Raw genomic sequence first — 21,445 nt, 5'->3', positions numbered from 1 at the left:
CTGGCCAAGGTCGCGCCGCAGGTGATGCTGACGGGCGGGATCGCCGCGGCCTACCAGGCGGGCAAGGCGCGGTTCCAGGGCCGCAACGCGGTCACGCCGGTGCTGGAGACCGAGAGCGCGGGGCGCGAGGCCTCGCCGAACCTCTACGAGACCGATGCGGACTCGTACCTGCAGGACCATGCGCTCGGCGAAGAGGTCTTCGGCCCGCTGGGCCTCGTGATCCGCACCGACACGGCGGAGCAGATGGTGGCGCTGGCGAAGGGCTTCGAGGGCCAGCTGACGGCGACGCTGCACATGGACGAGGGCGACGCGGGTCTGGCGCGGCAGCTGCTGCCGGTGCTCGAGCGCAAGGCGGGCCGCGTCATGGCCAACAACTTCCCCACCGGCGTCGAGGTCAGCGACGCGATGGTCCATGGCGGTCCCTATCCGGCCTCGACCAATTTCGGCGCGACCTCCGTCGGCACCCTCTCGATCCGCCGCTTCCTGCGCCCGGTCTGCTTCCAGAACATCCCCGCAAGCGTCCTGCCCGAGGATATCGCCTGAGCCGCCCCGGCCCCGTGGCCGCAAGGCCGCGCCCCGGGGCCGGGCTGCGCCAACCCCTTGAACCAGAAGACCAATGCCGGACCCGGCATTGATCCCGCGGCATGCCGGACGGGAGGCGCCTCCCCCCGGACGGAGGGGAGGCGCTGCGGCGTCAGGAGGCGCGGGCCGCGGCCTGGCGGCGGAGCCTGCGCCGGGCCAGCAGCGGCTTCGCCGCCAGCGCTGCGATGACCAGGAGCGCGAGGCCCAGCGTGATCGGCCGCTGCAGCAGATAGGCCGGATCGCCGCCGCTGATCTGGTAGCTGTGGAGCGCCGCCGTCTCGCCGAGCGAGCCGAGGATCAGCCCGATCACCGCCGCCGAGACCGGATAGCCCTGCCGCCGCAGCAGCCAGCCGATTACCGCGAAGGCCAGGAGCGTCACCGGCCCGGCAATGCTGCCGGTCAGCCCGTAGGCGCCGAAGACGCTGAGCGACAGCACCGCCGGGATCAGGAAGTTCATCGGCACCTTCACCAGCGACGCCAGGAGCGGCAGCATCAGGCTGCCGAGGATGACGAGGAGCAGCGCCTGGCCGAGATTGGCCAGGATGATCGCATAGACGATATCGGCCTGGTCGCGGATGAATTGCGGCCCGCCGGTGACATTGTGCATGGCAAAGGCCGCCAGCATCACCGCGGTCGCGCCGCCCCCGGGGATGCCGAGCGCCAGGAGCGTCACCAGCGAGCCCGCCTCGGAGCTGCTATTGGCGGATTCCGAGGCGACCACGCCTTTGGGATTGCCCTTGCCGAAGCTCTCGGGATCGGCGTCGCGGCGCTTGGTCTCGATATAGGAGAGCAGGTTCGAGACCGAGGAGCCGACGCCCGGGATCGCGCCGATGACGATGCCGATCATCGAGCCGCGCAGGATCACCCCGGGATGGCGGAAGGTTTGGGCCATGCCGGCGAAGATGCGCCGCGGGCTGACCCGGCGCGCCGCGTCGTCGGCGACGAGGTAGCGGGCATTCTGCAGGCGCAGGAGCTCGGAGGCGGCGAACATGCCCATCATCGCGGGCACGACCGGGATGCCGTCCATCAGGTAGGTCACGCCCATCGTGCCGCGCAGGACGCCCGCATCGGAGAAGCCGACCGTGCCGAGCAGCAGCCCGAGCCCGCCGGCGATCAGGCCCTTCGACATCGCCCCCTCGCTGAGGCTGGCGATCATGGTCAGCCCCCAGAGGATCACCACCAGCATCTCGGTCGGGCCGAGCTTCAGCACGGCGGCGGAGATCGGCTGGATCAGCACGAGAAGCAGGATGTAGCCGATCACCACCGAGACCGCGGAGGCGCCGAGCGAGAGGCCGAGCGCCTCGTTGTGCTCGCCGCGCCGGGCCATCGGATAGCCGTCGAAGGCGGTGGAGATCGCCGAGGAGGTGCCGGGGATGTTCATCAGGATCGCCGGAATGCCGCCGCCGAAGCCGCCGCCGGTGAAGATCGCGGTCAGGAACAGGATTGCGGTCAGGAAGTCCATGTAGAGCGTCATCGGCAGGAAGATCGCCATCGCCATGGAGATCTGCAGCCCCGGCACCGCGCCGAAGACGAGGCCGATCAGCAGCCCCGGCAGCACGACGAGCCAGGGGGCGGCATCGCTGCCGAGGATGGAAAAGGCGGAGAGGAGCGCGTTGAAATCGATCATCGGGGGGCCTCCTCAGAGCCAGGCCATGGGCATCGGATAGGGCAGCATCCGGGCGAAGAAGAGCGTCACCAGATTGCCGAAGAGCGCGGCATAGCCGAGCACGATCAGGGGCCGCCGCTCGCCCTTGAGGAGCAGGTAGAGCCCGACGAAGAGGCAGGTGGCCAGGTCGAAGCCGATGCGCTCGGCCGAGAGGACATAGGCGGCGAAGAGCGCCATCACCTTCAGCGTGCCGGCGAGGTCCTCGGGGTCGTCTTCGGCCGCGGGGGCGGGCGCCGGCGCGGCGGGGGCGCGCAGGAGGCGCAGCGCCTCGAAGCCGCAGAGCCCCAGCAGCAGGACGGCCACGGGCAGGATGAAGATCAGGTTGGTGACGCGGGAGGAGGCCGAGACCGTGTCGGCGAGATACCACAGGGTCCAGCCGGCGATCAGGGCGATCACCAGGGCGTCGGCGAGACGCCGGGTCGCGGGAAATGTCATGGGAAAGGCTCCGCAGCGCGCCCCTGGCGGGCGGCGCCTGGCCGCCCGGGACGCGGGAAATGGGGGAGAGGGCGCGCCGCCGGATCAGGTCCGGCGGGGGACCGGGCTCATTCGAGCAGGTAGCCGTAGGTGGCGAAGGTCTGGTAGCTGTCCTTCATCATCTCCGCCGCGCGCTCCGGCCCGATCCAGACGCTGCCGATATTGCGCGCGGCCAGATCCTCCTGCACGTCCTTGCGCGAGAGCACGTTCTGGAAGGCCGCGACCAGCCGGTCCCAGGCCTCGGGGCTTTCGGTGCGGGCCGCCGCCGAGACCGCGAAGCCGCGGATTGCGCCGGGGATCAGCGGCATCTCGATGCCGAGCGGGGCCAGCGCCTCGTTGAGGGGCGGGGCGTCCCATTCGCCGTGGCGGCGGGAATCGACGATGGCCAGCGGCCGGATCATCTCGCGCACGCCTTCAGAGCCCTCGGCGCCGATCACGAAGAAATCGACCTGGCCGCCGGCCACCGCGGTGCGGGCATCGCCGCCGCTATTGTAGGTGACGAGGTTGAGATTCTCCTGCGGGATGCCCGCGCGCTCCAGCATCAGCTTGGTGATCAGGTGCCCGGCCGAGCCCTGCACCACCGCGGCGCGGACCTTGCCCGGCGCGTCGCGGATCTCGGAGACGAGCTCGGCGAGGCTGGAGAAGCGGCTGTCCGCGGAGGTGGCGACCAGGTCGAAATCGAACCACTGGAAGTTCAGGTAGGCGAAATCCTCGATGGTGAAATCGGCCTGGCCGGTCAGCACGGCGGTGTTGAGATAGGGCGAGAAGGTCGAGGAGAAGAGCGTGTAGCCGTCGTCGCGCTGGTTCAGCACATAGGTCGCGGCGACCATCGTGCCGGCGCCGGGACGGTTGACGACGCTGACCGGCACGCCGAGTTCCTCGGCCAGGTAGCCGTTCATCGCGCGGGTCATGCTGTCGAGCCCGCCGCCGGTGCCGAAGCCCGCGACCAGCGTCACCGGCCGCGCGGGCCAGTCATCCGCCGTCGCCGCGCCGGGCAGGGCGGCGGCAAGCGGCGCAAGGCAGGCCAGCGCCAGCGCCTTCAGGCTGGCGCGGCGCGGAATCGGGCTGTCGGTTCGTGGCATCATGTCGATGTCCTCCTCCCAGGAGATTGCATTTGCGGGGACCCTCTTCCAAGGCGAAGCTTGCATGGGGCTTGCGCGCCGCGGAAATAAATCCGAATTTTCCGTTGCGAGGGCAGGAGGCCGGAGGGGACGCGTGCGGGTACTGATAGCCGAGGACAATGCCACCCTCTCGGAGGGGCTGGGCCGCAAGCTGCGCGGGGCGGGCTATTCGGTCGACGCGGTGGGTGACGGCGCCGATGCCGAGGCCGCGCTGGCGGCGCAGGACTACGACCTGCTGCTGCTCGATCTGGGCCTTCCGGGGATCGACGGGATCGAGATCCTCGCCGGGCTGCGCGGCCGCCGCCGCCAGCTGCCGGTGATGATCATCTCGGCCCGCGACCGGGTGGAGCAGCGCATCGAGGGGCTGGAGACCGGCGCGGACGACTACCTGTGCAAGCCGTTCAGCCTCGACGAGGCGGTGGCGCGGGTGCGCGCGCTGATCCGGCGGCGCAACCTGCAGCCGACGAGCCTGCTCAGCCACGGGCCGATCGCGCTCGACCAGATCGCCCGGGTGGTGCGGCTGGATGGCGTTCCGGTGGCGCTGCAGCGCCGCGAGCTGGCGATCCTCGAATTCCTGATGCTCAATGCCGGGCGGGTGGTCAGCAAGGCGCAGATCGCCGAGCGCGTGGCGGGCTTCGAGGACGACCTGAACCCGCAGGCGGTGGAGACCTATGTCTCGCGGCTGCGCTCGAAATTCGGCCCGGCGCTGGCGCTGGGGACGATCCGCGGCCTGGGCTACCTGCTGGCCGATGGCGGCTGATCCCTCCGCGGCCGCGCCGCGCATTGCCCCGCCCTCGCTGCGGCTGCGCATCCTGCTTTTCCTGGCGCTGCCCTGCCTCTTGCTCTGCGGCGCGGTGCTGGTCCTGGCCTCGGCGCTGATCCAGAGCCAGTCGGCGCGGCTCTTCGACGAGATCCTGCTGCAATCGGCGCGCGGCCTTGCCGACCGGATCGAGATCCGCGACGGACGGGCCGAGGTCGACTACTACTATTTCGGCCTCTCCTCGCTGCCCTCGGCGCCGGGGGAGAAGATGTTCTACCGCATCGATTTCGGCGCGGACACGCTGGGCGGCTTCGGGGGTCTGCCGCTGCCCGAGGCGCCCGAGCCCGGGCCGGTGGCCTTCTACGCCACGGACTTCGCGGGCAACCGGCTGCGCGCGGTGCGGCTGGAGCGGTGGATCGCCGACGGCCAGGTCTCGGGGCTGGCGACGGTGGTGCTGGCAGAGTCGCTGAGCGGGCGGCGGGCCTTCTCGGCGCGCATCCTGTGGATCCTCGGCGGCTCCAGCCTGCTGGCCGGGGCGGGGATGCTGGCGATCGCGCTCTTCGCCGTCGGTCGCGGGCTTGCGCCCCTTTCGAGCGTGCGTGCCGAGCTGGAGCGGCGCGCGCCCGGCGATCTCGACCCGCTGCCGGTGCCCGCGGCCAGCGAGCTGGTGCCGCTTGTCACCGCGATCAACCGGCTGATGGCGCAGATCCGCCGCCATGCCGCGCAGACCCGCCAGTTCAATGCCGACATCTCGCACGAGCTGCGCACGCCGCTGGCGGAGATGCGCACGCTGATCGACATGGAGGAGGCCGAGCCCGCGCCCGGCACGGCGGCGCGGCTGCTGGAGCTGAACGGCGCGATGGCGCGGACGATCGGACAGCTCCTGTCGCTGGCCCATGCCTCGGAAGACGCGGCGCTTTCGGAGGCGCCGCCGCGGCCGCTCGACCTTGCCGGGCTGATCCGCGAGGTGGCGAGCGAGGCGGCGCCGGGCATCTATGCCGCCGGGCGCGAGATCGAGATCGAGGGCGCCGCCGTACCGGTGCGGATCGCCGGCGACGCGGCGCTGCTGAAAAGCGCGCTGCGCAACCTGGCGGAGAATGCGCTCCATCACGGGGCCGGGCGGATCCGGATCGCGCTCGGGCCGGTGGAGGGCGGGCTCGCCATCCGCGTGGCGGATGAAGGGCGGGGCGTTGCGGCAGAGGCGCTGCCCCGGCTCGGCACGCGGTTCTTCCGCGCGGGCGCCCGCAACCGCGGCAGCGGGCTCGGCCTGTCGATCGTCGAGCGGGTGGCGGCGCTCCATGGCGGCCGGCTGGAGCTCGGCAATCTCGCCGGCGGCGGGTTCGAGGCGGTGCTGGTCCTGCCCTGGCCGCAATCCGCCCGCCCGCGCGGCCCCCGGGGCCCGTGACCGCGGGAGCGCCCGCCCGCCGCAACTTTCGCATTTCCGCGTCTTTCAGCAGTCCCGCCGGTCCCGGCCGACGGACGCGCCCGCCCTGTCCATGCGTCCAGGACAGGCGGAAAAGCGGTCCGGCGCGCTAGCGGCTGGGCGGACCGGCGGCGATCTCCGCGGCCAGCGCGATCATCGCGGCGGCGGCGGGGCTGCCGTCGCCGGCGGCGCAGATGCGGGTCTCGGGCAGGGCGGGCAGCCGGCAATCGCCCGGCAGCTCGGCCAGGTCCGGCCCCGCCAGCGAGCGCGGCAGCGCCGCCACCGCCAGATCGGCGCGGAGCGCCGCGAGCTGGCCCATCGAGGTGTCGCTGGCATAGGCCACGCGGTAGCGCCGCCCGGCGGCGTCGAGCGCGGCCAGCGCCGCCTCGCGCCAGGCGCAGCCCGGTCCCGCCACCGCGAGCGGCAGCGGATCGCGCTCCGCCGCGGTGCCGCCCGCCCGCCCGAGCCAGGCCAGCGGCTCGCGCGCCAGCTCCTCGGCGGCAAGCTGCGGCGGACCGGCGTCGTTGAAGAGCGCGAGCCCCGCCCCGCCGCTGCGGAAGCGGCGGAGCACCTCCTCGCTCGCGCCCAGATGCACCTCGACCCGCAGCGCCGGGTGGCGCTCGGCCAGCCGCGCCAGCATCTGCGGCACCAGCGACATCCCCAGGTCATGTGGGGCGGCCAGCCGCAGCTCGCCCTGCAGCGCCGCGGGGCGGAAGAGCGCCATCGTCTCGTCGCTGAGCCCGAGGATACGCCGCGCCTGGCGCAGGAGCAGCGCGCCATGGCCGGTCAGCGCGACGCGGCGGGCATTGCGCTCCAGCAGGCGCGTGCCGAGGGTTTCCTCGAGCTTGGCGATCTGCAGGCTGACCGCCGAGGGCGAGCGGTGCACCCTCGCCGCCGCCAGCCGGAAGGAGCCGGTCTCCTCGATGGCGACGAAGCTGCGCAGCGCGTCGAGATTGAGCGTCCGCGCCCCGGCGCCCTCGATGGTTTCGATTTCCTGCATCATTTGTACTGAAAGTCCCGTTTTCCTAATTCCTGGATCTCGCCTAGCCTCGGGTCAACCCTGTTCGATGGCGCCAAGGAGACCTCCGATGCTGCAACTTCCCGATGCCGCGCTGCGCGGCCTGGCCTGGGCCGGGCTGGCGATCCTGATCTGGTCGGGCTCGCTGGTGATGCTGCGCCTGGGCGTCACCACCGGGCTCGGCCCGGCCGATCTGGCGGCACTGCGCTTCGGCGTGGCGGCGGTGCTGCTGGCGCCGGTGCTCTGGCGCCGCGGCGGGCGCTGGCCGGGGGCCTGGACTGCTGCGGGAATGGTGGCGGGGTTCGGCGCGCCCTATGTGCTGCTCCTGTCGCTGGCGATGCGCAGCGCCCCGGCGGCGGCGGCGGGCGCGCTCAATCCCGGGATCATGGCGATCGCATCGGTGCTGCTGGCGCGGGTCGTGCCGGGTCGGCCGCTGGGCTGGCCGGGCCTGGCGGGGATCGCGCTGACCGCGGCGGGGCTCGCGGCCTTCCTCGGCGCGGCCGGGCCGCTGGCGCCGGGCCATGCGATCCTGGTGGCGACGGGGCTGATGTGGGCGGGCTATGCGGCGCTGGTACGCTGGCGGCAGGTGCCCGCGCTCGAGGCCGCGGCGGTGGTCGCCACCGGCTCTGCGCTGGTCTTCCTGCCGCTCTATCCGCTGCTCTTCCCGGTCCGGCTCGGCGCGGTTCCGCCTGCCGATCTGGCGCTGCAGGCGCTGGTGCAGGGCGGCCTGGTCGGGGTGGTCGCGGTCTATGCCTTCAACCGCTCGGCCGAGCTTCTGGGCCCGGTGGCCGGGACCAGCCTGCCGGCGCTGATCCCGGTGGCGACGCTGGGGCTCGGGCAGCTGCTGCCGGGCGAGCCCGCGGGGCCCGCAACGCTGGCGGCGGCCGGGCTGGTGACGCTGGGACTGGCGCTGATCCTCGCCGGACCGGGGCTGGCGGCGCGGGGGCTCTGGCGGCGGGACCCGGCGCTGCGCGGCCCGCGCTGAGCACTGCGCGGCTCCGGGACTGCAACCAAAGTCGTAGCGCGCGCCCGCTTCCGCCGCCGCGGGACGTGCTATGCTCGCCGGCACGAAAACCGCCGGGAGGGGACGGGAATGCTGGAGGAGGCACTCTTGCTCGACGCTGCGGGGGCGCCGGTGCGGCATCGCGGGCGCACCCGCTCCACCGATTGGGACGAGGTCCAGGACTTCTGCCGGAGCGTCTACATGCCCTACCGCGTCCGCCCGCTGGAGCGGCTGTCGCGCCCCGACGCGACAATGATCCCGGCCCGGGCCGGGCGGATCACCATGACGCGCTTCTCCTACGGCACCGGCATCCATCTCGACCGGTTCGACCCGGAGGCGGGCAACATTTTGGTGCTGAACACGCTGCGCGGGGCGCTCTGCCACCAATGCGCGGGCGGCTCGGCGTCGACCGGGCCGGGCGAGAGCTTCGTCGTCGACTGCACCCGCACCGGCTACTGGCTGCAGGGCGATGCCGATCACATGCAGCTCAACCTGACCATCGGCCATGACGTGATGGAGGAGACGGCGCTGCGCTGGTACGGCCATGTCCCGGGCGAGCGGCTCTGGGGCTGCCGGGCGCGCTTCGGCGGGCCGGATTCCGCCTGGCTGCGGCTGCTCGACTATGCGGCGCGGGCGCTCGGCGGCTGCGGGCTGCTGCGCCCCGACAGCGCGCTGGCGCGGCATCTGGAAGAGGCGATCTGCCTGGAGCTGCTGCGTCACTGGGCGGCGGCGGCGGGCGTGCGGCTGGAGCGGGGCGGGCGCGAGGCGGCGCCCGGCTATGTCCGCCGTGCCGAGGAAATCCTCGAGGCCGAGGCGCGCGAGGCGCCCTCGATCGGCGAGGTGGCAGAGCGGACCGGCGTCTCGGCGCGCACGCTCTCGGGCGGGTTCCGCCGCTTCCGGGGCATGACGCCGCGCGAATTTCTGGCGGCGCGGCGGCTCGAGGGGCTGCGCGCCGAGCTGCTGGAAGCGGCAGAGGGCGAGAGCGTCGCGGCCATCGCCGCGGGCTGGGGCTTCGCCAATTTCGGCGCGCTGGCCGGGCGCTACCGCCGCCGCTTCGGCGAGCTGCCCTCCGAGACCCGGGCGCGGGCGCGCGGGCGCGGCGCAGTTTGACGCCGGTCGGTGACATCGGCTGCCGGTCGCGGACAGACCGGCCGGAGCCGCCGCGCTAGCCTTCCCAGCAGCGACAGCTGAGGGAGGACAACATGACGGATCTGAAAGCGGCCTGCGATGCCGTTCTGGCGCGCGCGGTCTCGGGGCCGGTGCGCGTGCCCGGGGTGGTGGCGATGCTCACCGGCCGGGAGGGCGACATCTATGCGGGCGCGGCCGGCGAGCGGCGGCTCGGGGGGGCGGAGATGACGCTCGACACGGTCTTCGCGATTTTCTCGACCACCAAGGCGATTGCCGGGACGACAGCGCTGCAATGCGTGGAGGAGGGGCTTCTCGATCTCGACGCGCCGGCGAAGGACTACGCCCCGGCGATTGGCCGGCTGCAGGTGATCGAGGGCTTCGATGCCGGCGGGGCGCCGCGGCTGCGCGCGCCGAAGACGGATGTCACCACGCGGCAGCTGATGCTGCATACGGCCGGCTTCGGCTACGACTTCTTCAGCGAGACCTACAAGCGGCTCGCCGAGGATCACGGCCAGCCCTCGGTGGTGACGGCCAGCCGCGCCGCGCTCGAGACGCCGCTGCTCTTCGATCCGGGCACGCGCTGGGAATACGGCACGAATATCGACTGGGTCGGCCAGGTGGTCGAGGGCATCCGCGGCAAGCGGCTGGGCCAGGTGATGCGCGAACGGGTCTTCGATCCGCTGGGGATGGAGGAGATCGCCTTCACCCGCACGACGGCGATGAAGGACCGCAGCGCCACGATCCATGCCCGCGGCGCCGATGGCGGGCTGGAGCCGATGGACGGCTTCGCGCTGCCCGACGACCCCGAGATCGACATGGGCGGCCACGGGCTCTACGCCACGGTCCCCGACTACATGAAGTTCATCCGCATGTGGCTGAATGACGGGGCGGGCCCGAATGGCCGGGTGCTGCGCCCCGAGACGGTCGACTGGGCGGTGAAGGGCGCGCTGGTGCCGCCGCAGAAGGTGACGATGCTGCCCGGGGTGATCCCGTCGCTGTCGAATGACGCCGAATTCTTTCCCGGGCTGGCGAAGGACTGGGCCTACACGTTCATGGTCAATGCAGAAACCGCGCCGACCGGGCGCCCGGCGGGATCGATCGGCTGGGCGGGGCTGGCCAACAGCTATTTCTGGATCGACCGGCAGAACGGCCTCGGCGGCTACTGGGCGACGCAGATCCTGCCTTTCGGCGATGCGGTCTCCTTCCCGGGCTTCCTGGAGTTCGAGACCGCCGTCTATCGCGCGCTGGCTGCGGCCAAGGCCGCCTGAGCGCCGTCCGGAAGGACCCTGGCGGGGGGCGGCGCGCGTCCCCCGCCATCTGCCGTTCAGGGAGGAGGAATGGCGATGAGCGGACTGATCGACTACCAGGCCCTGCCTGGCTGGGTGCCGGGGCGGGTGCTGCTGTCCAGCGACGGGCTGGGCTGGAAGAACGTGAACACCCGTGCCTACCGCTATGCGGGGCAGGAGGCGGTCGTGCCGGCGATGCGGGACTACATGCTGGTGGGCTATCGCGGCGGGGTGACGCCGATGCAGCGCCGCTTCGACGGGAAATGGCGGCGCGAGACGCTCTGCCCCGGCGCGGCCTCGCTCCTGACCCGGGCGCAGCAGGCCTCCTGGAGCTGGGGCGCGCAGATCGACGTGGTCCATGTCTACCTGTCGGCGGGGCTCGTCGCCGAGGTGGCGGGCGAGATGCTCGACTGCGACGGCGCCGAGGTGGTGCTGAACGACGTGCTCAGGACCGACGATCCGGTGATGACCCATGCGCTCGACACGATCGCGGGCGAGGCGCAGAGCCGCGGCATGGGCGGGGCGCTCTATGTCGATGCGGTCTCGCGCGGGCTGATCGTGCATCTGCTGCGCCGCTACGCCTCGGTTCGGCTGCCGGAGCCACGGGCCGCGGGCGGGCTGAGCGCCACGCAGGAGCGGCGGATCCGCGGCTATATCGAGGATAACCTCGCGCGCCCGATGGAGCTGAAGGAGATGGCGGCGCTGCTGGGCATGGCGCCCTGCCGCTTTTCGCGCGCCTTCCGCAAGAGCTTCGGGCGGCCGCCCTATGCCCATGTCACCGCGCGGCGGCTGGAGGCGGCGAAGCGGCTGCTGGCGCGGAGCGCGCTGCCGATCAAGGCGGTGGCGGCGGATTGCGGCTTCTCCGACCAGGCGCATCTGACACGGATGTTCTCGGCCGCCTTCGGCGAGACGCCCGCCGTCTTCCGGCGGCGGGCGCAGTGAGCGGTCCGGCGCCGCGCATCCCCGTCCGGGCTGGAACCTGAGGGGTCAGGCCGCGTTCGGCGGGGCATCCCGCGCCGGACCGCCCTCGTTCATTCGGCGGCTTCCATCCCGGCCGGGGCGCGGCGCAGCTCGAACCCCTCGTAGCCCTTGGCCGCGACCTCGCTGCATTTCTGCCGGTAGGTGCCGACCCCGCCGGTATAGCTGAGCACGCGGCGCGGCTTCCCCGGCACGTTCGAGCCGGTGTACCAGGAATTGGTCTTCGCGATCAGCGTCGCATTGGCGGTCTCGTCATGGTGGCGGACCCAGGCCTCCTCGCCCTCGGCGGTGGGCTCGATCACCGTGGCGCCGGTCTCGCGCATGTGGCGCAGGCAGTCCGCGATCCATTCGGTCTGCTGCTGCAGGCAGGTGGTCATGTTGCACAGCGCGGCCGAGGGCGCCAAGGGCGCGCCGGTCATGAAGAGATTGGGGAAGCCGTGCTTCTGCAGGCCCAGCGTCGTGCGGATGTCCTTCGCCCATTCCTCGCGCAGCCGCATCCCGTCGCGCCCGGCGATGTCGATCCGCGCCAGCGCGCCGGACCCGGCGTCGAAGCCCACCGCCATGATGATGACGTCGAGCGCGTGCACCGTGCCGTCGGCCAGCTCCACCCCCTCGGGGACGATCCGGGCGATCGGGTTCTCCTTCACCGGGACCGCCTCGACATTCTCCTGCAGGTAGACCTCCAGGTAGTTCGTCTCCAGCGGCACCCGGTGCGTGCCGAAGCCGTAGTCGCCGGGCTTCGGCACCAGGATGTCGATCAGCGCCGGATCCTTCAGCCGCGCCGCCATCTTCTCCCGCACGAAGGCCGAGATCTCGGCGCTGACCGCCTCGTCGAAGAACATCTCGGCGAAGGAGGCAAGCCAGAGCTTCAGCGAGCCGTCGGCATGGATCTCCTCCAGCACGGCGCGGCGCTGATCGGGTGTCAGGTCGGCCCATTTGTGCTCGAAATCGTATTCGAAGCCGGTGAAGGTCGCGGGCAGGTTGCCTTTCAGCTCCTCGAAGCGCGCCTTGTAGGCCTTCGCCTCGTCGGGCCCGTATTTCGGGTTCTTCATCGGCAGGACATATTGCGGCGTGCGCACGAAGACCTTCAGCGCGCCGACCACCGGGGCGATGGTCTGGATCACCTGGATGCCGGTCGCGCCGATGCCGATCACGCCGACCCGCTTGCCTTCCAGATCGAGCCCGCCCTTGGGATAGCGCGCGGTGTGCAGGATCGTGCCGCGGAAGCTCTCCTGCCCCTCGAAGCGGTTCTCCAGCGGTGCCGAGAGCATGCCGGTGCAGCCGATCAGGAACTGCGTGTCATAGGTCTCGCCGGTCTCGGTCTCCACCGCCCAGCGGCCGGTGTCTTCGATGTACTCCGCCTTCGTCACCTTGGCTCCGAAGGTGAAATCCTTGCGCAGGTCCAGCCGGTCGGCGACGTAATGCATCCAGCGCTCGATCTCGGGCTGGGCGGGGAAGCGCTCGCTCCAAGTCCAGTCGCGATAGAGATCCTCGTCGAAGAGATACTGGTAGATGTAGCTTTCGGAGTCGAATTTCGCGCCCGGATAGCGGTTCCAGTACCAGGTGCCGCCGACATCCGTCCCGGCCTCCACCCCGTGCACCTCGAACCCGTCGCGGCGCAGCTGCCAGAGCTGGTAGAGCCCCGCCACGCCGGCGCCGATCACCAATGCGTCAAGTGTCCTCGTCATCCTGTTCCTCCCTGGATCGACAAGAGGTCGCCCTCTTGCAGCCGGGCCGGGCGGCGTCGCCTCGGGCAGGGCTGCGGGACCGAGGCTAGGGCGCGGGCGGGCAGGGGGTCTTGAACGTTCCGCAACCGGGCGTTGAACGAAACGCGCGGCGGGCCTCAGCCGCGCGGGCGCATCCCGTCGAGGAAGGTGTCCACGGCGGCATCGGCGATATGGCGGATCTCGGCGTCGCTCAGCGGGCCGCGCAGGCCGAGCACGATCTCGTAATAGACATCCGAGCGCACCAGGCCCAGGAACTGCCCCGCCGCCAGGTCGGGCTCGCAGGGGAGGATCTCGCCGCGGGCGGCGGCGCGCTCCAGCACCTGCGCGATCCAGGCGCGGCCGCGCTCGGGGCCGAGCCGGTAGAAGCTCGCCGCCAGCTCCGGCAGCCGCCCGGCCTCGGCCACCACCACCTGGTAGAGCCCGACCGTGCGCTCATTGGTGAAGAGCTCCAGCAGATGGGTGGCGAAATCCCTCAGCGTCGCCTCCAGCGACAGCTCCTCGCCGCCGAAGAGCGCGGCGCCGAACATCCGCTCGGTATTCTCCCGCACCAGCGCCTCGAAGAGCCCCTCCTTGGAGCCGAAGAGCGCGTAGATCGTCCGCTTGGAGCCGCCCGCCCGGTCGATGATCGCGTCGATGCTGGTCGCCGCATAGCCGCGCTCGAAGAACAGATCCGCCGCGGCCGACATCAGCGCGGCGCGCCGCGGATCGGGAGGGGAAGGCTCGGTCATCGCGGGGGCTCCGCCAGCTTCGGGTTGACATGGTAATAGCTGTTACCATATCGGAAGGCAAATCCGGTAACGACCATTACCGTACCTCCGGCAATCTGCCGCGGGGACGGGGATCCGATAGGCACATGACAGCAGCAGCTCCCGCCGCAGCGACGGCGGCCCCTCCGAAACCGGCGGCCCCGGCCGTCCTCGACGCGCGCACCGCCGCCGCGCTGACCGGCGTGCTGATCGCCGCGATGCTCTCGGGGCTGAACAGCCGTTCGGGCAGCCTGGCGCTGAGCGATATCGAGGGGGCGATCGGCCAGGGCATCGACAACGGCTCCTGGATCAGCACGCTCTATTCAGCGGGCGAGCTGGTGGCGATGCCCTTCGCCGGCTGGATGGCGATCACCTTCTCGGTGCGCCGCTTCTTCCTGGCGATGCTGGCGGTGACGGCGCTGATCGCCGCGGCGATGCCGCTCTTGTCCGACCTGCGGCTGATCCTGGTGCTGCGCGCGCTGCAGGGGCTGACGGCCGGGGCGCTGATCCCGCTCCTGATGATGATGGCGCTGCGCTTCCTGCCGCCACCGATCCGGCTGCACGGGCTGGCGCTCTACGCGATGACGGCGACCTTCACGCCCAATGTCGCCTTCTGGGCGGTGGGGCACTGGGCCGACCGCGCGGCCGACCTGCGCTGGGTCTCCTGGCAGCTGCTGCCGGGCGCCGCGCTCTGCGCCGGGCTGGTCGGCTGGGGCCTGCCGAAGGAGCCGGTCAACTGGAAGCGCTTCGACAGCTTCAACTGGGTCGCCTTCCTGGCCGGCGTGCCGGGGCTGTTCCTGCTGGCTGTCGGGCTCGGCCAGGGCAACCGGCTCGACTGGTTCCACTCGCCGCTGGTCGCCACCTGCCTTGCGGGGGGCGGCATCTTCCTTGCGGTCTACGTGCTGGCCGAATGCCTGCATCCCGCGCCTTTCATCAAGTTCAGCCTGATGGGGCGGCGCAATCTCTATATCGGCTTCACGATCTTCTTCCTGCTCCTCGTCGTGCTCTATTCCGGCGCGTCGCTGCCCGCCGCCTTCCTGGCCGGGGTGCAGGGCTATCGCAGCCTGCAATCGGCGCCGGTGGGGCTGGCGATCGGGCTGCCGCAGCTGGTGGCGGGCTTCGCGGTGGCGCTGCTCCTCTACCAGCGCTGGGTCGATGCCCGCGCGGTGATGGCGCTGGGGCTGGTGCTGGTCGGCACGGCCTGCCTGCTGGCCTCGGGGCTCGATACCGGCTGGACCTGGCGGCAGTTCCTGCCCGCCCAGGCGCTGCAGGCGCTCGGCCAGCCGATGGCGGTGGTGCCGCTGCTGTTCCTCAGCACCTCGGTCGTGCAGCCGATGGAGGGGCCCTATATCGCCGGCTTCGTCAACATGCTGCGCGGGCTCGGCACGCTGGCGGGCGTTGCGGCGATGGGCAGGTTCTCGACCCTGCGCGAGCATTTCCATTCCGACGTGCTGACCGGCCATGCCGCGGCGATGGCCGGACACCTGCCCGGCGGCTTCGATGCCGATAGCGTGGCGACCGCGATCGACGCCCAGGCTGCCGCGCTCTCCGCCGCCGACACCTACCGCCTCCTGGGCTGGACCGCGCTGGCGATGGTCCCGCTCTGCGCCTTCTTCACCCATGTTCCCGCGCCGCTGATCCCGCCGCGCCGCTGATCCGATCCGCCAAGGAGTCCGTCCGATGCCCTCTTCGCTTCCCAAATTCGCCCTCGCTGGCGCCGTGCTGATGCTCGGCGCCGCGGGGCTCTATTTCAACCGCCATGAATCCGAGGCGCCGACCCAGGCGACCGCCGATGCCTATCTGGTTGCCGACTACACCAATGTCGCCCCCGAGACCGCCGGGCGGGTGGTCGCGCTGGAGGTCGAGGAGAACCAGCATGTCGAGGCCGGCGACCTGCTGGCGGTGCTCGACGAGCGCGACCTCAAGCTCGCGGTGACCTCCGCGCAGGCGGCCGAGGCCTCGGCGAAGGCGACGCTGAAGACGCTGGAGGCGCAGATCGTCCAGCAGGGCGCGCTGATCCGCCAGGCGGAGGCGGTGCTCTCGGCGGCCGATGCGGCGCTCGATCTGGCGAAGACCGAGGAGTCCCGCGCCCGCGCGCTGGTGGCGCGCAAGTCGGTGGCGCAGCAGACGCTGGACGAGGCGGTCTCCTCGCTGGCGGCGGCGACGGCCGACCAGGCCGGGAAGGCCGCGGCGCTCGAGGCGGCGAAGGCGCAGCTCGACATCTATTCGGGGCAGAAGCTGGCGGCGGAGGCGGCGGTCAGCCAGGCCGGTGCGGCGCTCGGCACGGCGGAGCTGGCGCTCGAGCATGCGCGCATCACCGCGCCGGTCTCGGGCACGGTCGGGCAGCAGAACCTGCGGGTCGGGGACTATGTCACGGTCGGCGCGACGGCGATGTCGATCGTGCCGCTCGACCGGATCTACGTCACCGCGAATTTCCGCGAGACCCAGCTGGCGCGGGTGGCGCCGGGCCAGAAGGTGACGCTGCGGGTGGACGCGATCCCGCACCGGGTCTTCACCGGCCATGTCGCCAGCCTCGGCGCGGCGAGCAATGTCAGCTACAGCGCCATCGCCCCGGCCAATGCCACCGGCAACTTCACCAAGGTCGCCCAGCGGCTGCCGGTGCGCATCGCCCTCGATCCCGGCCAGGACGGGATGGAGCGGATGCGCGTCGGCATGTCCGCCCGGCCCGAAATCGACACCCGCAGCTGAGGAGCGCCGCCATGGACCGCCAGATGCCCCTTGAGACGACCGGCGAGATGCTGACCTTCTGGACCCAGCAGGACCGCATGCACGGGCGCCAGCCGCTCGGCCAGTGGCTTTTCGCCGAAATCGCCCGGCTGGGCGTGCCGGGCGCGACGCTTTCGGGCGGGCTGGTCGGGCGCGGCCATGACGGCGCCACCCACTGGGTGACGCTGATGGACGTGGCCGAGCAGCCGCTGCAGATCTCGGTCGTCGCGCCCTCGGCAGAGATCGACCGGCTGCTCGCGGCGCTGGCGGGACAGGTGCCCGGGCTCTTCTACAGCCGCGTCCCCGCCCGGTTCGGCACGCTCTGAGCCCGGCGTCAGTCGTCGAAGCGGCGCTGTGCCAGCCTCTCGCCGGTGACCGGGTCGAGATGCGCCTCGATGCGGTAGCCCTGGCTGTCGGCCATCACGACCTCGTAGACGCCGTCGTCGCGCTCGACCTCGATCAGCCGGTAGCCCTCGGCCTGCAGCTTCTCGGCCAGCGCGCCGATCTCCATCCAGCGGTCCGCGGGCGCCGCCTGCTGGGCGCGGGCGGCGTTCAGCCCGGCGGCAAGCGCGAGCGCGGCGATCAGGGTGATCATGCGAAGCATCGGAATGTCCTTTCCTGGAATTTCGTCGATGGACCCGTCCTAGCGCAGAGCCGCTGACGCCAGCCTGACGCGGCTTGTCAGCGAACTGTCAGCCGGGGCAGGGTAGGGGATGGCCATGAAACTGCCGCTTCTCTCTCTCTGCCTGGCGCTTGCCGCCACCGCGCCTGCCGCCGACAGCGACCAGGACCGGGCGCGCCGCGCGCTGGAGACCGGCGCCATCCTGCCGCTCTCGCGCATCCTCGCCGTGGTCGAGGCCGACACGCCCGGCCGGGTGATCGAGGTCGAGCTGGAGGAAGAGGACGGCCGGCTGGTCTACGAGATCGAGCTGGTAACCGAGGATGGCCGCCTGGCCGAGCTGGAGGTCGCGGCCGGAAGCGGCGAGATCCTCGACCGCGACTACGAGGACGAGGACTGATGCGCGCGCTCTGCGTCGAGGACGACCCGAGGATTGCCGCCGACCTGGCGGGCGCGCTCGGCCGCGCGGGCTTCGCCGCCGAGATCTGCGGCGATGGCGAGGAGGCCTGGTTTCTCGGCGACACCGAGGAATACGGGCTGATCGTGCTCGATCTCGGGCTGCCGCGGATGGACGGTCTGTCGGTGCTCAAGCGCTGGCGCGCCGCGGGCCGGCAGGTGCCGGTGCTGGTGCTGACCGCGCGCGGCAGCTGGCAGGAACGCGTCGAGGGGATCGATGCCGGGGCGGATGACTACCTGCCGAAGCCCTTCCGCATGGAAGAGCTCGTCGCCCGCGCCCGCGCGCTGGTGCGCCGCTCGGCCGGTCAGGGCGCCCCCCGCCAGGAGATCGGCGCGCTCAGCCTCGACACCACGCGGATGACGGTCGCGATCGGCGGGCAGCCGGTGGCGGTAACGGCGCTGGAATACCGGCTGCTGGCCTATCTGGCGCTGCACCGCGCCCGCCCGGTGCCGCCGACCGAGCTTCTCGACCATCTCTATGGCGACGAGGATGCGCGCGAGGCCAATGCGCTCGAGGCGGTGGTGGCGCGGCTGCGCCGCAAGCTCGGCCGCGGCGTGATCGCCACGCGGCGCGGCTTCGGCTACCAGATCGAGGGGGCGGCATGAGCGCAGCCTCGCTGCGGCTCAGGCTGGGGCTTGCCGGGGCGGTGACGGTGCTCTTCGCGCTCGGGCTGGCCGCGCTCGGGCTCTCGGCGCTCTTCGCCACCCATGCGGAGCGCCGCGCCGAGGCGGAGCTTGCCGTCCATCTCGACCAGCTCCTTGCCGGGCTGGCGCGGCCCGCGGGCGCGCTCGAGGTGGCCATTCCGCCGGGCGATCCGCGCTTCGAGCGGCCCTATGGCGGGCTCTACTGGCAGATCGCGGCCCCGGGCGGCACGCTCCTGCGCTCGCGCTCGCTCTGGGATGCCGAGCTGGCGCTGCCGCCGCCCGGGGATGGCGCGCCGCATGTCGAGCGGCTGGCGGGGCCCGATGGCGCGCCGGTCCTGGCGCTGCTGCGCGGCGTGGTCCTGCCCGAGGCGCTCGGCGGCGGCCGCGCGGTGGCGGCGGTGGCGCTGGAGACGGCCGAGATCGACCGGGCGCGGGCCGCCTTCACCCGGGACATGCTGCCCTATCTGGCGATCCTCGCGCTGGCGCTGATCCTGGCGGGCTGGGCGCAGATCGCGGTCGGCCTGCGGCCGCTCGGCGCGCTGCGGCAGCGGATCGGCGCGCTGCGCCGCGGCCGCGAAGCGCGGATGGGCGGCGGCTGGCCCGCCGAGCTGCGCGCGCTGACCGGCGAGATCGACGCGCTGCTCGACGCCCATGACCGCGATGTCGCCCGCGCCCGCGATCGGGCGGCCGATCTGGCCCACGGGCTGAAAACCCCGCTGCAGGCGCTCCTGGGCGAGGCCGCGCGGCTGGCAGAGGCGGGCGAGACCGCGGCGGCCGAAGGGATCGAGGCGCTGGCCGCGGAGATGCGCCGCCATGTCGACCGAGAGCTGGTCCGCGCGCGCTCGGCCGCCGCCCCGGGCACGGCGCGGGCGCCGCTCGCCCCGGCGGCGGAGCGGGTGCTCTCGGTGATCCGCCGCACGCCGGACGGGGCGGCGCGGCACTGGCAGGTGGAGATCGCCGAGGGCCTCGACGTGGCGCTGGGGCCCGACGAGCTGGCGGAGCTTCTCGGCCCGGTGCTGGAGAATGCCGCGCGACATGCTGTGGCGGTGGTGCGGATCTCGGCCCGTGCCCTGGGCGGCGCGGCGGAGATCGCGATCCGCGACGACGGGCCGGGCCTGCCCGCCGACCGGCTGGAGGCGATGACCCGGCGCGGCATGCGCCTCGACGAGAGCGGCGGCGGCAGCGGGCTGGGCCTTGCCATCGCCAGCGAGATCGCCGAGGCCGCGGGCGGGCGGCTGTCGCTGGTGCGCCCCGGTGGCGCGGGGCTCGAGGTCCGCATCTCGCTGCCCCTGGCGGAGCCCCCGCCCCCCGGGACGGGCGGGGAGGGCGCCCTCAGGCGATCAGGGTGAAGACCGCCGCGATGGCGATGCCGGAAATCGCGAGCCAGATCAGCAGGTAGCCCATGATGTCCCGCGCCGAGAGCCCGGCGACGCCGAGCAGCGGCAGCGCCCAGAAGGGCTGGATCTGGTTGGTCCAGCCGTCGCCCCAGGCGAAGGCCATGATGGTATGCGCCGGGTTCGCGCCGAGCGCCGCCGCCGCCTGCATCATCACCGGCCCCTGGATCGCCCATTGCCCGCCGCCCGAGGGGATGAAGAAGTTCACCACGCCCGCGCAGAGGAAGGTCAGCACCGGGAAGGTCGCGGGCGTCGCCACCGAGATGATCGCGTCCGAGAACTGCGTCACCAGCCCCGAGCCGGTCATCATCCCCGCGATCCCGGCATAGAGCGGGAACTGGATGATGATCCCCGCCGCGGCCTTCACCGCCTTCTCGGTCACCGCGACATAGGCGGCCGGGCTCGGATGCAGGATCAGCCCGAGTGACAGGAAGATCAGGATCCAGCTGTTCAGCGTCACGGAAAAGGCGCCGGTGACGATCTGCAGCAGGACATAGCCGCCCGCCAGCAGGCCGAGGACCAGCGTCGGCAGGCGGCTATGCTCCAGCCGGTCCGAGGGGGTCATCTCGGCGCGAGCGGGCCGCGGCGCGGGGTCCTCCTCCTCGCCGCCCTCGAACTGGACGATCTCGGCGGGCTGCTTCTGCAGCATGAAGAAGCCGACGAGCAGCGCCAGCAGCAGCAGCGTCAGCAGGATGTTCCACCAGGCATAGAGCGTGTCCGAGACCGGCACGATGCCGATGGCCTGCTCCATGAAATGCCCCGGCGTGGCGATGACCAGCGGGATCGAGGAGGAGGGGCCGCGCACCAGCTCGCCGCCATAGGCCGCGGCGACGATCAGCGGGAAATGGACATGGACGCGGCGGCCCATCTCGCGCGCCAGGATCGCGCCCGCCACCATGCCGAAGCCCCAGTTGGCATAGTAGCACGCGAAGCTGGTGACGATGGTGATCGCCAGCGCCTGGCGCACCGTCCCGGCCCGGCGGGTCAGCGCGGACAGCATCGCCTGCACCGGCGGCGTCATCGCCAGCACGTAGCCGGTGACGAGGACCAGCACCATCTGCATGGCGAAGGTGAAGAGCTTGGCGAAGCCGTCGCCCCAGTAGCCGGCCATGGCGACGGGCGACTGCCCGGCAAGGCCCATGCCCAGGGCGAAGACGATGAAGGTCAGGATGAGCGCCAGCACGAAGGCGCTCGGCAGGTAGCGCTGCACGACGCGCACCGAGAAATTGGTAATGGCTTCCACGGCGACGGGGTCTCCTCTGCGGGTGGCACCGGGCGGAACGGCGCCTCCGCCCCCTCCCGCCGGCTCTTAACCATGGTTAACGGCTCCGCGGCTGCCGTGTCAGGGGGAAAGCCGCCGCGCTCCTGCGTCAAAGGGTATGGACCGAGACCCTTGCGCCGCCGACGGGACCGGCGGCCCTCCGGAAGGGCCGGGCAGAGCGCATGGCTGCCAGATGCCGACTTGACGTGGCCGCGCTTGTCCCGGCGGCCATGAGGGGTCCCGTCAGGACCGCCCGGGCGCTTGCGCGGCATGCTTGCCGGAGCCGAAGCCGCCCAGGAAAGACCGGACGGCGGTCCCGGGCCGTGGCCGCAGGCTGCGGCGGACCCCGTCCGCCGCCATGATTGCCTCTGATGATGCGCCTCTTTCGCATCACATGCCTGTCGCTTGGCGGGGATGCCTGCCCTGTGACG

General features: G+C 72.0%; 20 protein-coding genes and 1 pseudogene. 13 read left to right on the top strand and 8 right to left on the bottom strand.

Annotated features, from left to right (window positions below):
* A pseudogene (locus FGX59_RS14015) lies at positions 1 to 543 on the top strand (aldehyde dehydrogenase (NADP(+))); the annotation flags it as partial.
* A gap of 151 nt (positions 544 to 694) precedes the next feature.
* Here FGX59_RS14015 and FGX59_RS14010 read toward each other — a convergent pair.
* The 3 genes from FGX59_RS14010 to FGX59_RS14000 form a co-directional block, all read right to left on the bottom strand.
* The gene (locus FGX59_RS14010) at positions 695 to 2,209 is read right to left on the bottom strand and encodes a tripartite tricarboxylate transporter permease (RefSeq protein WP_138467313.1); all 1,515 of its coding nucleotides are present in this window, start codon (positions 2,207 to 2,209) and stop codon (positions 695 to 697) included.
* A 12-nt stretch (positions 2,210 to 2,221) separates the two neighbouring features.
* Positions 2,222 to 2,683 carry a tripartite tricarboxylate transporter TctB family protein gene (locus FGX59_RS14005; RefSeq protein ID WP_138467311.1) on the bottom strand — a complete coding sequence of 154 codons (462 nt, stop codon included), beginning with the start codon at positions 2,681 to 2,683 and terminating at the stop codon, positions 2,222 to 2,224.
* 107 nt (positions 2,684 to 2,790) lie between these two features.
* Positions 2,791 to 3,807, bottom strand: a complete 1,017-nt coding sequence (locus FGX59_RS14000) for a tripartite tricarboxylate transporter substrate binding protein (RefSeq protein ID WP_138467309.1) — start codon at positions 3,805 to 3,807, stop codon at positions 2,791 to 2,793.
* Between the two features lie 130 nt (positions 3,808 to 3,937).
* Here FGX59_RS14000 and FGX59_RS13995 point away from each other — a divergent pair, with 130 nt between their 5' ends.
* Together FGX59_RS13995 and FGX59_RS13990 are read left to right on the top strand one after the other, a co-directional pair.
* A complete protein-coding gene (locus tag FGX59_RS13995; RefSeq protein WP_138467307.1) occupies positions 3,938 to 4,603 on the top strand; it encodes a response regulator transcription factor in 666 nt (221 codons plus the stop codon).
* The gene (locus tag FGX59_RS13990) at positions 4,593 to 6,008 is read left to right on the top strand and encodes a sensor histidine kinase (protein ID WP_171060644.1); all 1,416 of its coding nucleotides are present in this window, start codon (positions 4,593 to 4,595) and stop codon (positions 6,006 to 6,008) included. Before FGX59_RS13995 ends, FGX59_RS13990 begins: the two co-directional genes overlap by 11 nt.
* A 127-nt stretch (positions 6,009 to 6,135) precedes the next feature.
* Here the strand turns inward: FGX59_RS13990 and FGX59_RS13985 are convergent, their stop codons facing one another.
* The gene (locus FGX59_RS13985; RefSeq protein ID WP_240722443.1) at positions 6,136 to 7,026 is read right to left on the bottom strand and encodes a LysR family transcriptional regulator; all 891 of its coding nucleotides are present in this window, start codon (positions 7,024 to 7,026) and stop codon (positions 6,136 to 6,138) included.
* Positions 7,027 to 7,114: 88 nt separating this feature from the next.
* Between FGX59_RS13985 and FGX59_RS13980 the strand changes: the two genes are divergently transcribed.
* From FGX59_RS13980 to FGX59_RS13965, 4 genes are all read left to right on the top strand, one after another.
* On the top strand, positions 7,115 to 8,029 hold the full coding sequence (locus FGX59_RS13980) for a DMT family transporter (protein ID WP_138467302.1): 915 nt from the start codon (positions 7,115 to 7,117) through the stop codon (positions 8,027 to 8,029).
* 108 nt (positions 8,030 to 8,137) lie between these two features.
* Positions 8,138 to 9,157 (top strand): helix-turn-helix transcriptional regulator, encoded by a 1,020-nt coding sequence (locus tag FGX59_RS13975; RefSeq protein ID WP_138467300.1) that lies wholly within the window; start codon positions 8,138 to 8,140, stop codon positions 9,155 to 9,157.
* Between the two features lie 92 nt (positions 9,158 to 9,249).
* The gene (locus FGX59_RS13970; RefSeq protein ID WP_138467299.1) at positions 9,250 to 10,443 is read left to right on the top strand and encodes a serine hydrolase; all 1,194 of its coding nucleotides are present in this window, start codon (positions 9,250 to 9,252) and stop codon (positions 10,441 to 10,443) included.
* 75 nt (positions 10,444 to 10,518) lie between these two features.
* Complete coding sequence (locus FGX59_RS13965; RefSeq protein ID WP_138467297.1) at positions 10,519 to 11,403, top strand: helix-turn-helix domain-containing protein; 885 nt, start codon at positions 10,519 to 10,521, stop codon at positions 11,401 to 11,403.
* Positions 11,404 to 11,492: 89 nt separating this feature from the next.
* On the opposite strand, the gene FGX59_RS13960 is transcribed toward FGX59_RS13965, so the two are convergent.
* Together FGX59_RS13960 and FGX59_RS13955 are read right to left on the bottom strand one after the other, a co-directional pair.
* Positions 11,493 to 13,127, bottom strand: coding sequence for an NAD(P)/FAD-dependent oxidoreductase (locus tag FGX59_RS13960; RefSeq protein ID WP_138467295.1), 1,635 nt, complete (start codon positions 13,125 to 13,127; stop codon positions 11,493 to 11,495).
* A gap of 155 nt (positions 13,128 to 13,282) precedes the next feature.
* Positions 13,283 to 13,894 (bottom strand): TetR/AcrR family transcriptional regulator, encoded by a 612-nt coding sequence (locus FGX59_RS13955; RefSeq protein ID WP_138467293.1) that lies wholly within the window; start codon positions 13,892 to 13,894, stop codon positions 13,283 to 13,285.
* Positions 13,895 to 14,019: 125 nt separating this feature from the next.
* Between FGX59_RS13955 and FGX59_RS13950 the strand changes: the two genes are divergently transcribed.
* From FGX59_RS13950 to FGX59_RS13940, 3 genes are read left to right on the top strand one after another with little or no spacing between them, the layout of a single operon-like run.
* The gene (locus FGX59_RS13950) at positions 14,020 to 15,567 is read left to right on the top strand and encodes an MFS transporter (protein ID WP_138467291.1); all 1,548 of its coding nucleotides are present in this window, start codon (positions 14,020 to 14,022) and stop codon (positions 15,565 to 15,567) included.
* 25 nt (positions 15,568 to 15,592) lie between these two features.
* Complete coding sequence (locus tag FGX59_RS13945) at positions 15,593 to 16,621, top strand: HlyD family secretion protein (RefSeq protein ID WP_138467289.1); 1,029 nt, start codon at positions 15,593 to 15,595, stop codon at positions 16,619 to 16,621.
* Positions 16,622 to 16,632: 11 nt separating this feature from the next.
* Positions 16,633 to 16,965 carry a DUF190 domain-containing protein gene (locus FGX59_RS13940; RefSeq protein ID WP_138467287.1) on the top strand — a complete coding sequence of 111 codons (333 nt, stop codon included), beginning with the start codon at positions 16,633 to 16,635 and terminating at the stop codon, positions 16,963 to 16,965.
* A gap of 8 nt (positions 16,966 to 16,973) precedes the next feature.
* Here the strand turns inward: FGX59_RS13940 and FGX59_RS13935 are convergent, their stop codons facing one another.
* Entirely contained in the window at positions 16,974 to 17,243 is a 270-nt protein-coding gene (locus FGX59_RS13935; RefSeq protein WP_138467286.1) for a PepSY domain-containing protein, read from the bottom strand.
* A gap of 115 nt (positions 17,244 to 17,358) precedes the next feature.
* Between FGX59_RS13935 and FGX59_RS13930 the strand changes: the two genes are divergently transcribed.
* The 3 genes from FGX59_RS13930 to FGX59_RS13920 are packed head-to-tail and all read left to right on the top strand — an operon-like array spanning position 17,359 to position 19,708.
* Complete coding sequence (locus FGX59_RS13930) at positions 17,359 to 17,658, top strand: PepSY domain-containing protein (RefSeq protein WP_138467284.1); 300 nt, start codon at positions 17,359 to 17,361, stop codon at positions 17,656 to 17,658.
* On the top strand, positions 17,658 to 18,320 hold the full coding sequence (locus FGX59_RS13925; protein WP_138467282.1) for a response regulator transcription factor: 663 nt from the start codon (positions 17,658 to 17,660) through the stop codon (positions 18,318 to 18,320). The genes FGX59_RS13930 and FGX59_RS13925 overlap by 1 nt, the downstream gene beginning before the upstream one ends.
* Positions 18,317 to 19,708: an ATP-binding protein gene (locus tag FGX59_RS13920; RefSeq protein WP_138467280.1), complete on the top strand. Its 1,392-nt coding sequence runs from the start codon at positions 18,317 to 18,319 to the stop codon at positions 19,706 to 19,708. The genes FGX59_RS13925 and FGX59_RS13920 overlap by 4 nt, the downstream gene beginning before the upstream one ends.
* On the opposite strand, the gene FGX59_RS13915 is transcribed toward FGX59_RS13920, so the two are convergent.
* Entirely contained in the window at positions 19,692 to 20,996 is a 1,305-nt protein-coding gene (locus FGX59_RS13915; RefSeq protein WP_138467278.1) for a short-chain fatty acid transporter, read from the bottom strand. The two genes, FGX59_RS13920 and FGX59_RS13915, sit on opposite strands and share 17 nt — an antisense overlap.
* Positions 20,997 to 21,445: the final 449 nt, after the last annotated feature.

It is taken from the genome of Poseidonocella sp. HB161398, assembly GCF_005870025.1.
Classification (GTDB): Bacteria; Pseudomonadota; Alphaproteobacteria; order Rhodobacterales; family Rhodobacteraceae; genus Mangrovicoccus.
Note: the sequence above shows the minus strand (reverse complement) of the source record. Positions and strands in the feature narration are given on the sequence as shown.

Excerpts from the sequence above, each read along its gene's own strand:
- FGX59_RS14005 (WP_138467311.1), bottom strand. The coding sequence starts at position 2,683 with ATGACATTTCCCGCGACCCGGCGTCTCGCCGACGCCCTGGTGATCGCC.
- FGX59_RS13965 (WP_138467297.1), top strand. The coding sequence starts at position 10,519 with ATGAGCGGACTGATCGACTACCAGGCCCTGCCTGGCTGGGTGCCGGGG.
- FGX59_RS13970 (WP_138467299.1), top strand. The coding sequence starts at position 9,250 with ATGACGGATCTGAAAGCGGCCTGCGATGCCGTTCTGGCGCGCGCGGTC.
- FGX59_RS14000 (WP_138467309.1), bottom strand. The coding sequence starts at position 3,807 with ATGATGCCACGAACCGACAGCCCGATTCCGCGCCGCGCCAGCCTGAAG.
- FGX59_RS13940 (WP_138467287.1), top strand. The coding sequence starts at position 16,633 with ATGGACCGCCAGATGCCCCTTGAGACGACCGGCGAGATGCTGACCTTC.
- FGX59_RS13950 (WP_138467291.1), top strand. The coding sequence starts at position 14,020 with ATGACAGCAGCAGCTCCCGCCGCAGCGACGGCGGCCCCTCCGAAACCG.
- FGX59_RS13925 (WP_138467282.1), top strand. The coding sequence starts at position 17,658 with ATGCGCGCGCTCTGCGTCGAGGACGACCCGAGGATTGCCGCCGACCTG.
- FGX59_RS13935 (WP_138467286.1), bottom strand. The coding sequence starts at position 17,243 with ATGCTTCGCATGATCACCCTGATCGCCGCGCTCGCGCTTGCCGCCGGG.
- FGX59_RS13945 (WP_138467289.1), top strand. The coding sequence starts at position 15,593 with ATGCCCTCTTCGCTTCCCAAATTCGCCCTCGCTGGCGCCGTGCTGATG.
- FGX59_RS13960 (WP_138467295.1), bottom strand. The coding sequence starts at position 13,127 with ATGACGAGGACACTTGACGCATTGGTGATCGGCGCCGGCGTGGCGGGG.
- FGX59_RS13930 (WP_138467284.1), top strand. The coding sequence starts at position 17,359 with ATGAAACTGCCGCTTCTCTCTCTCTGCCTGGCGCTTGCCGCCACCGCG.
- FGX59_RS13990 (WP_171060644.1), top strand. The coding sequence starts at position 4,593 with ATGGCGGCTGATCCCTCCGCGGCCGCGCCGCGCATTGCCCCGCCCTCG.
- FGX59_RS14010 (WP_138467313.1), bottom strand. The coding sequence starts at position 2,209 with ATGATCGATTTCAACGCGCTCCTCTCCGCCTTTTCCATCCTCGGCAGC.
- FGX59_RS13980 (WP_138467302.1), top strand. The coding sequence starts at position 7,115 with ATGCTGCAACTTCCCGATGCCGCGCTGCGCGGCCTGGCCTGGGCCGGG.
- FGX59_RS13920 (WP_138467280.1), top strand. The coding sequence starts at position 18,317 with ATGAGCGCAGCCTCGCTGCGGCTCAGGCTGGGGCTTGCCGGGGCGGTG.
- FGX59_RS13985 (WP_240722443.1), bottom strand. The coding sequence starts at position 7,026 with ATGCAGGAAATCGAAACCATCGAGGGCGCCGGGGCGCGGACGCTCAAT.
- FGX59_RS13975 (WP_138467300.1), top strand. The coding sequence starts at position 8,138 with ATGCTGGAGGAGGCACTCTTGCTCGACGCTGCGGGGGCGCCGGTGCGG.
- FGX59_RS13955 (WP_138467293.1), bottom strand. The coding sequence starts at position 13,894 with ATGACCGAGCCTTCCCCTCCCGATCCGCGGCGCGCCGCGCTGATGTCG.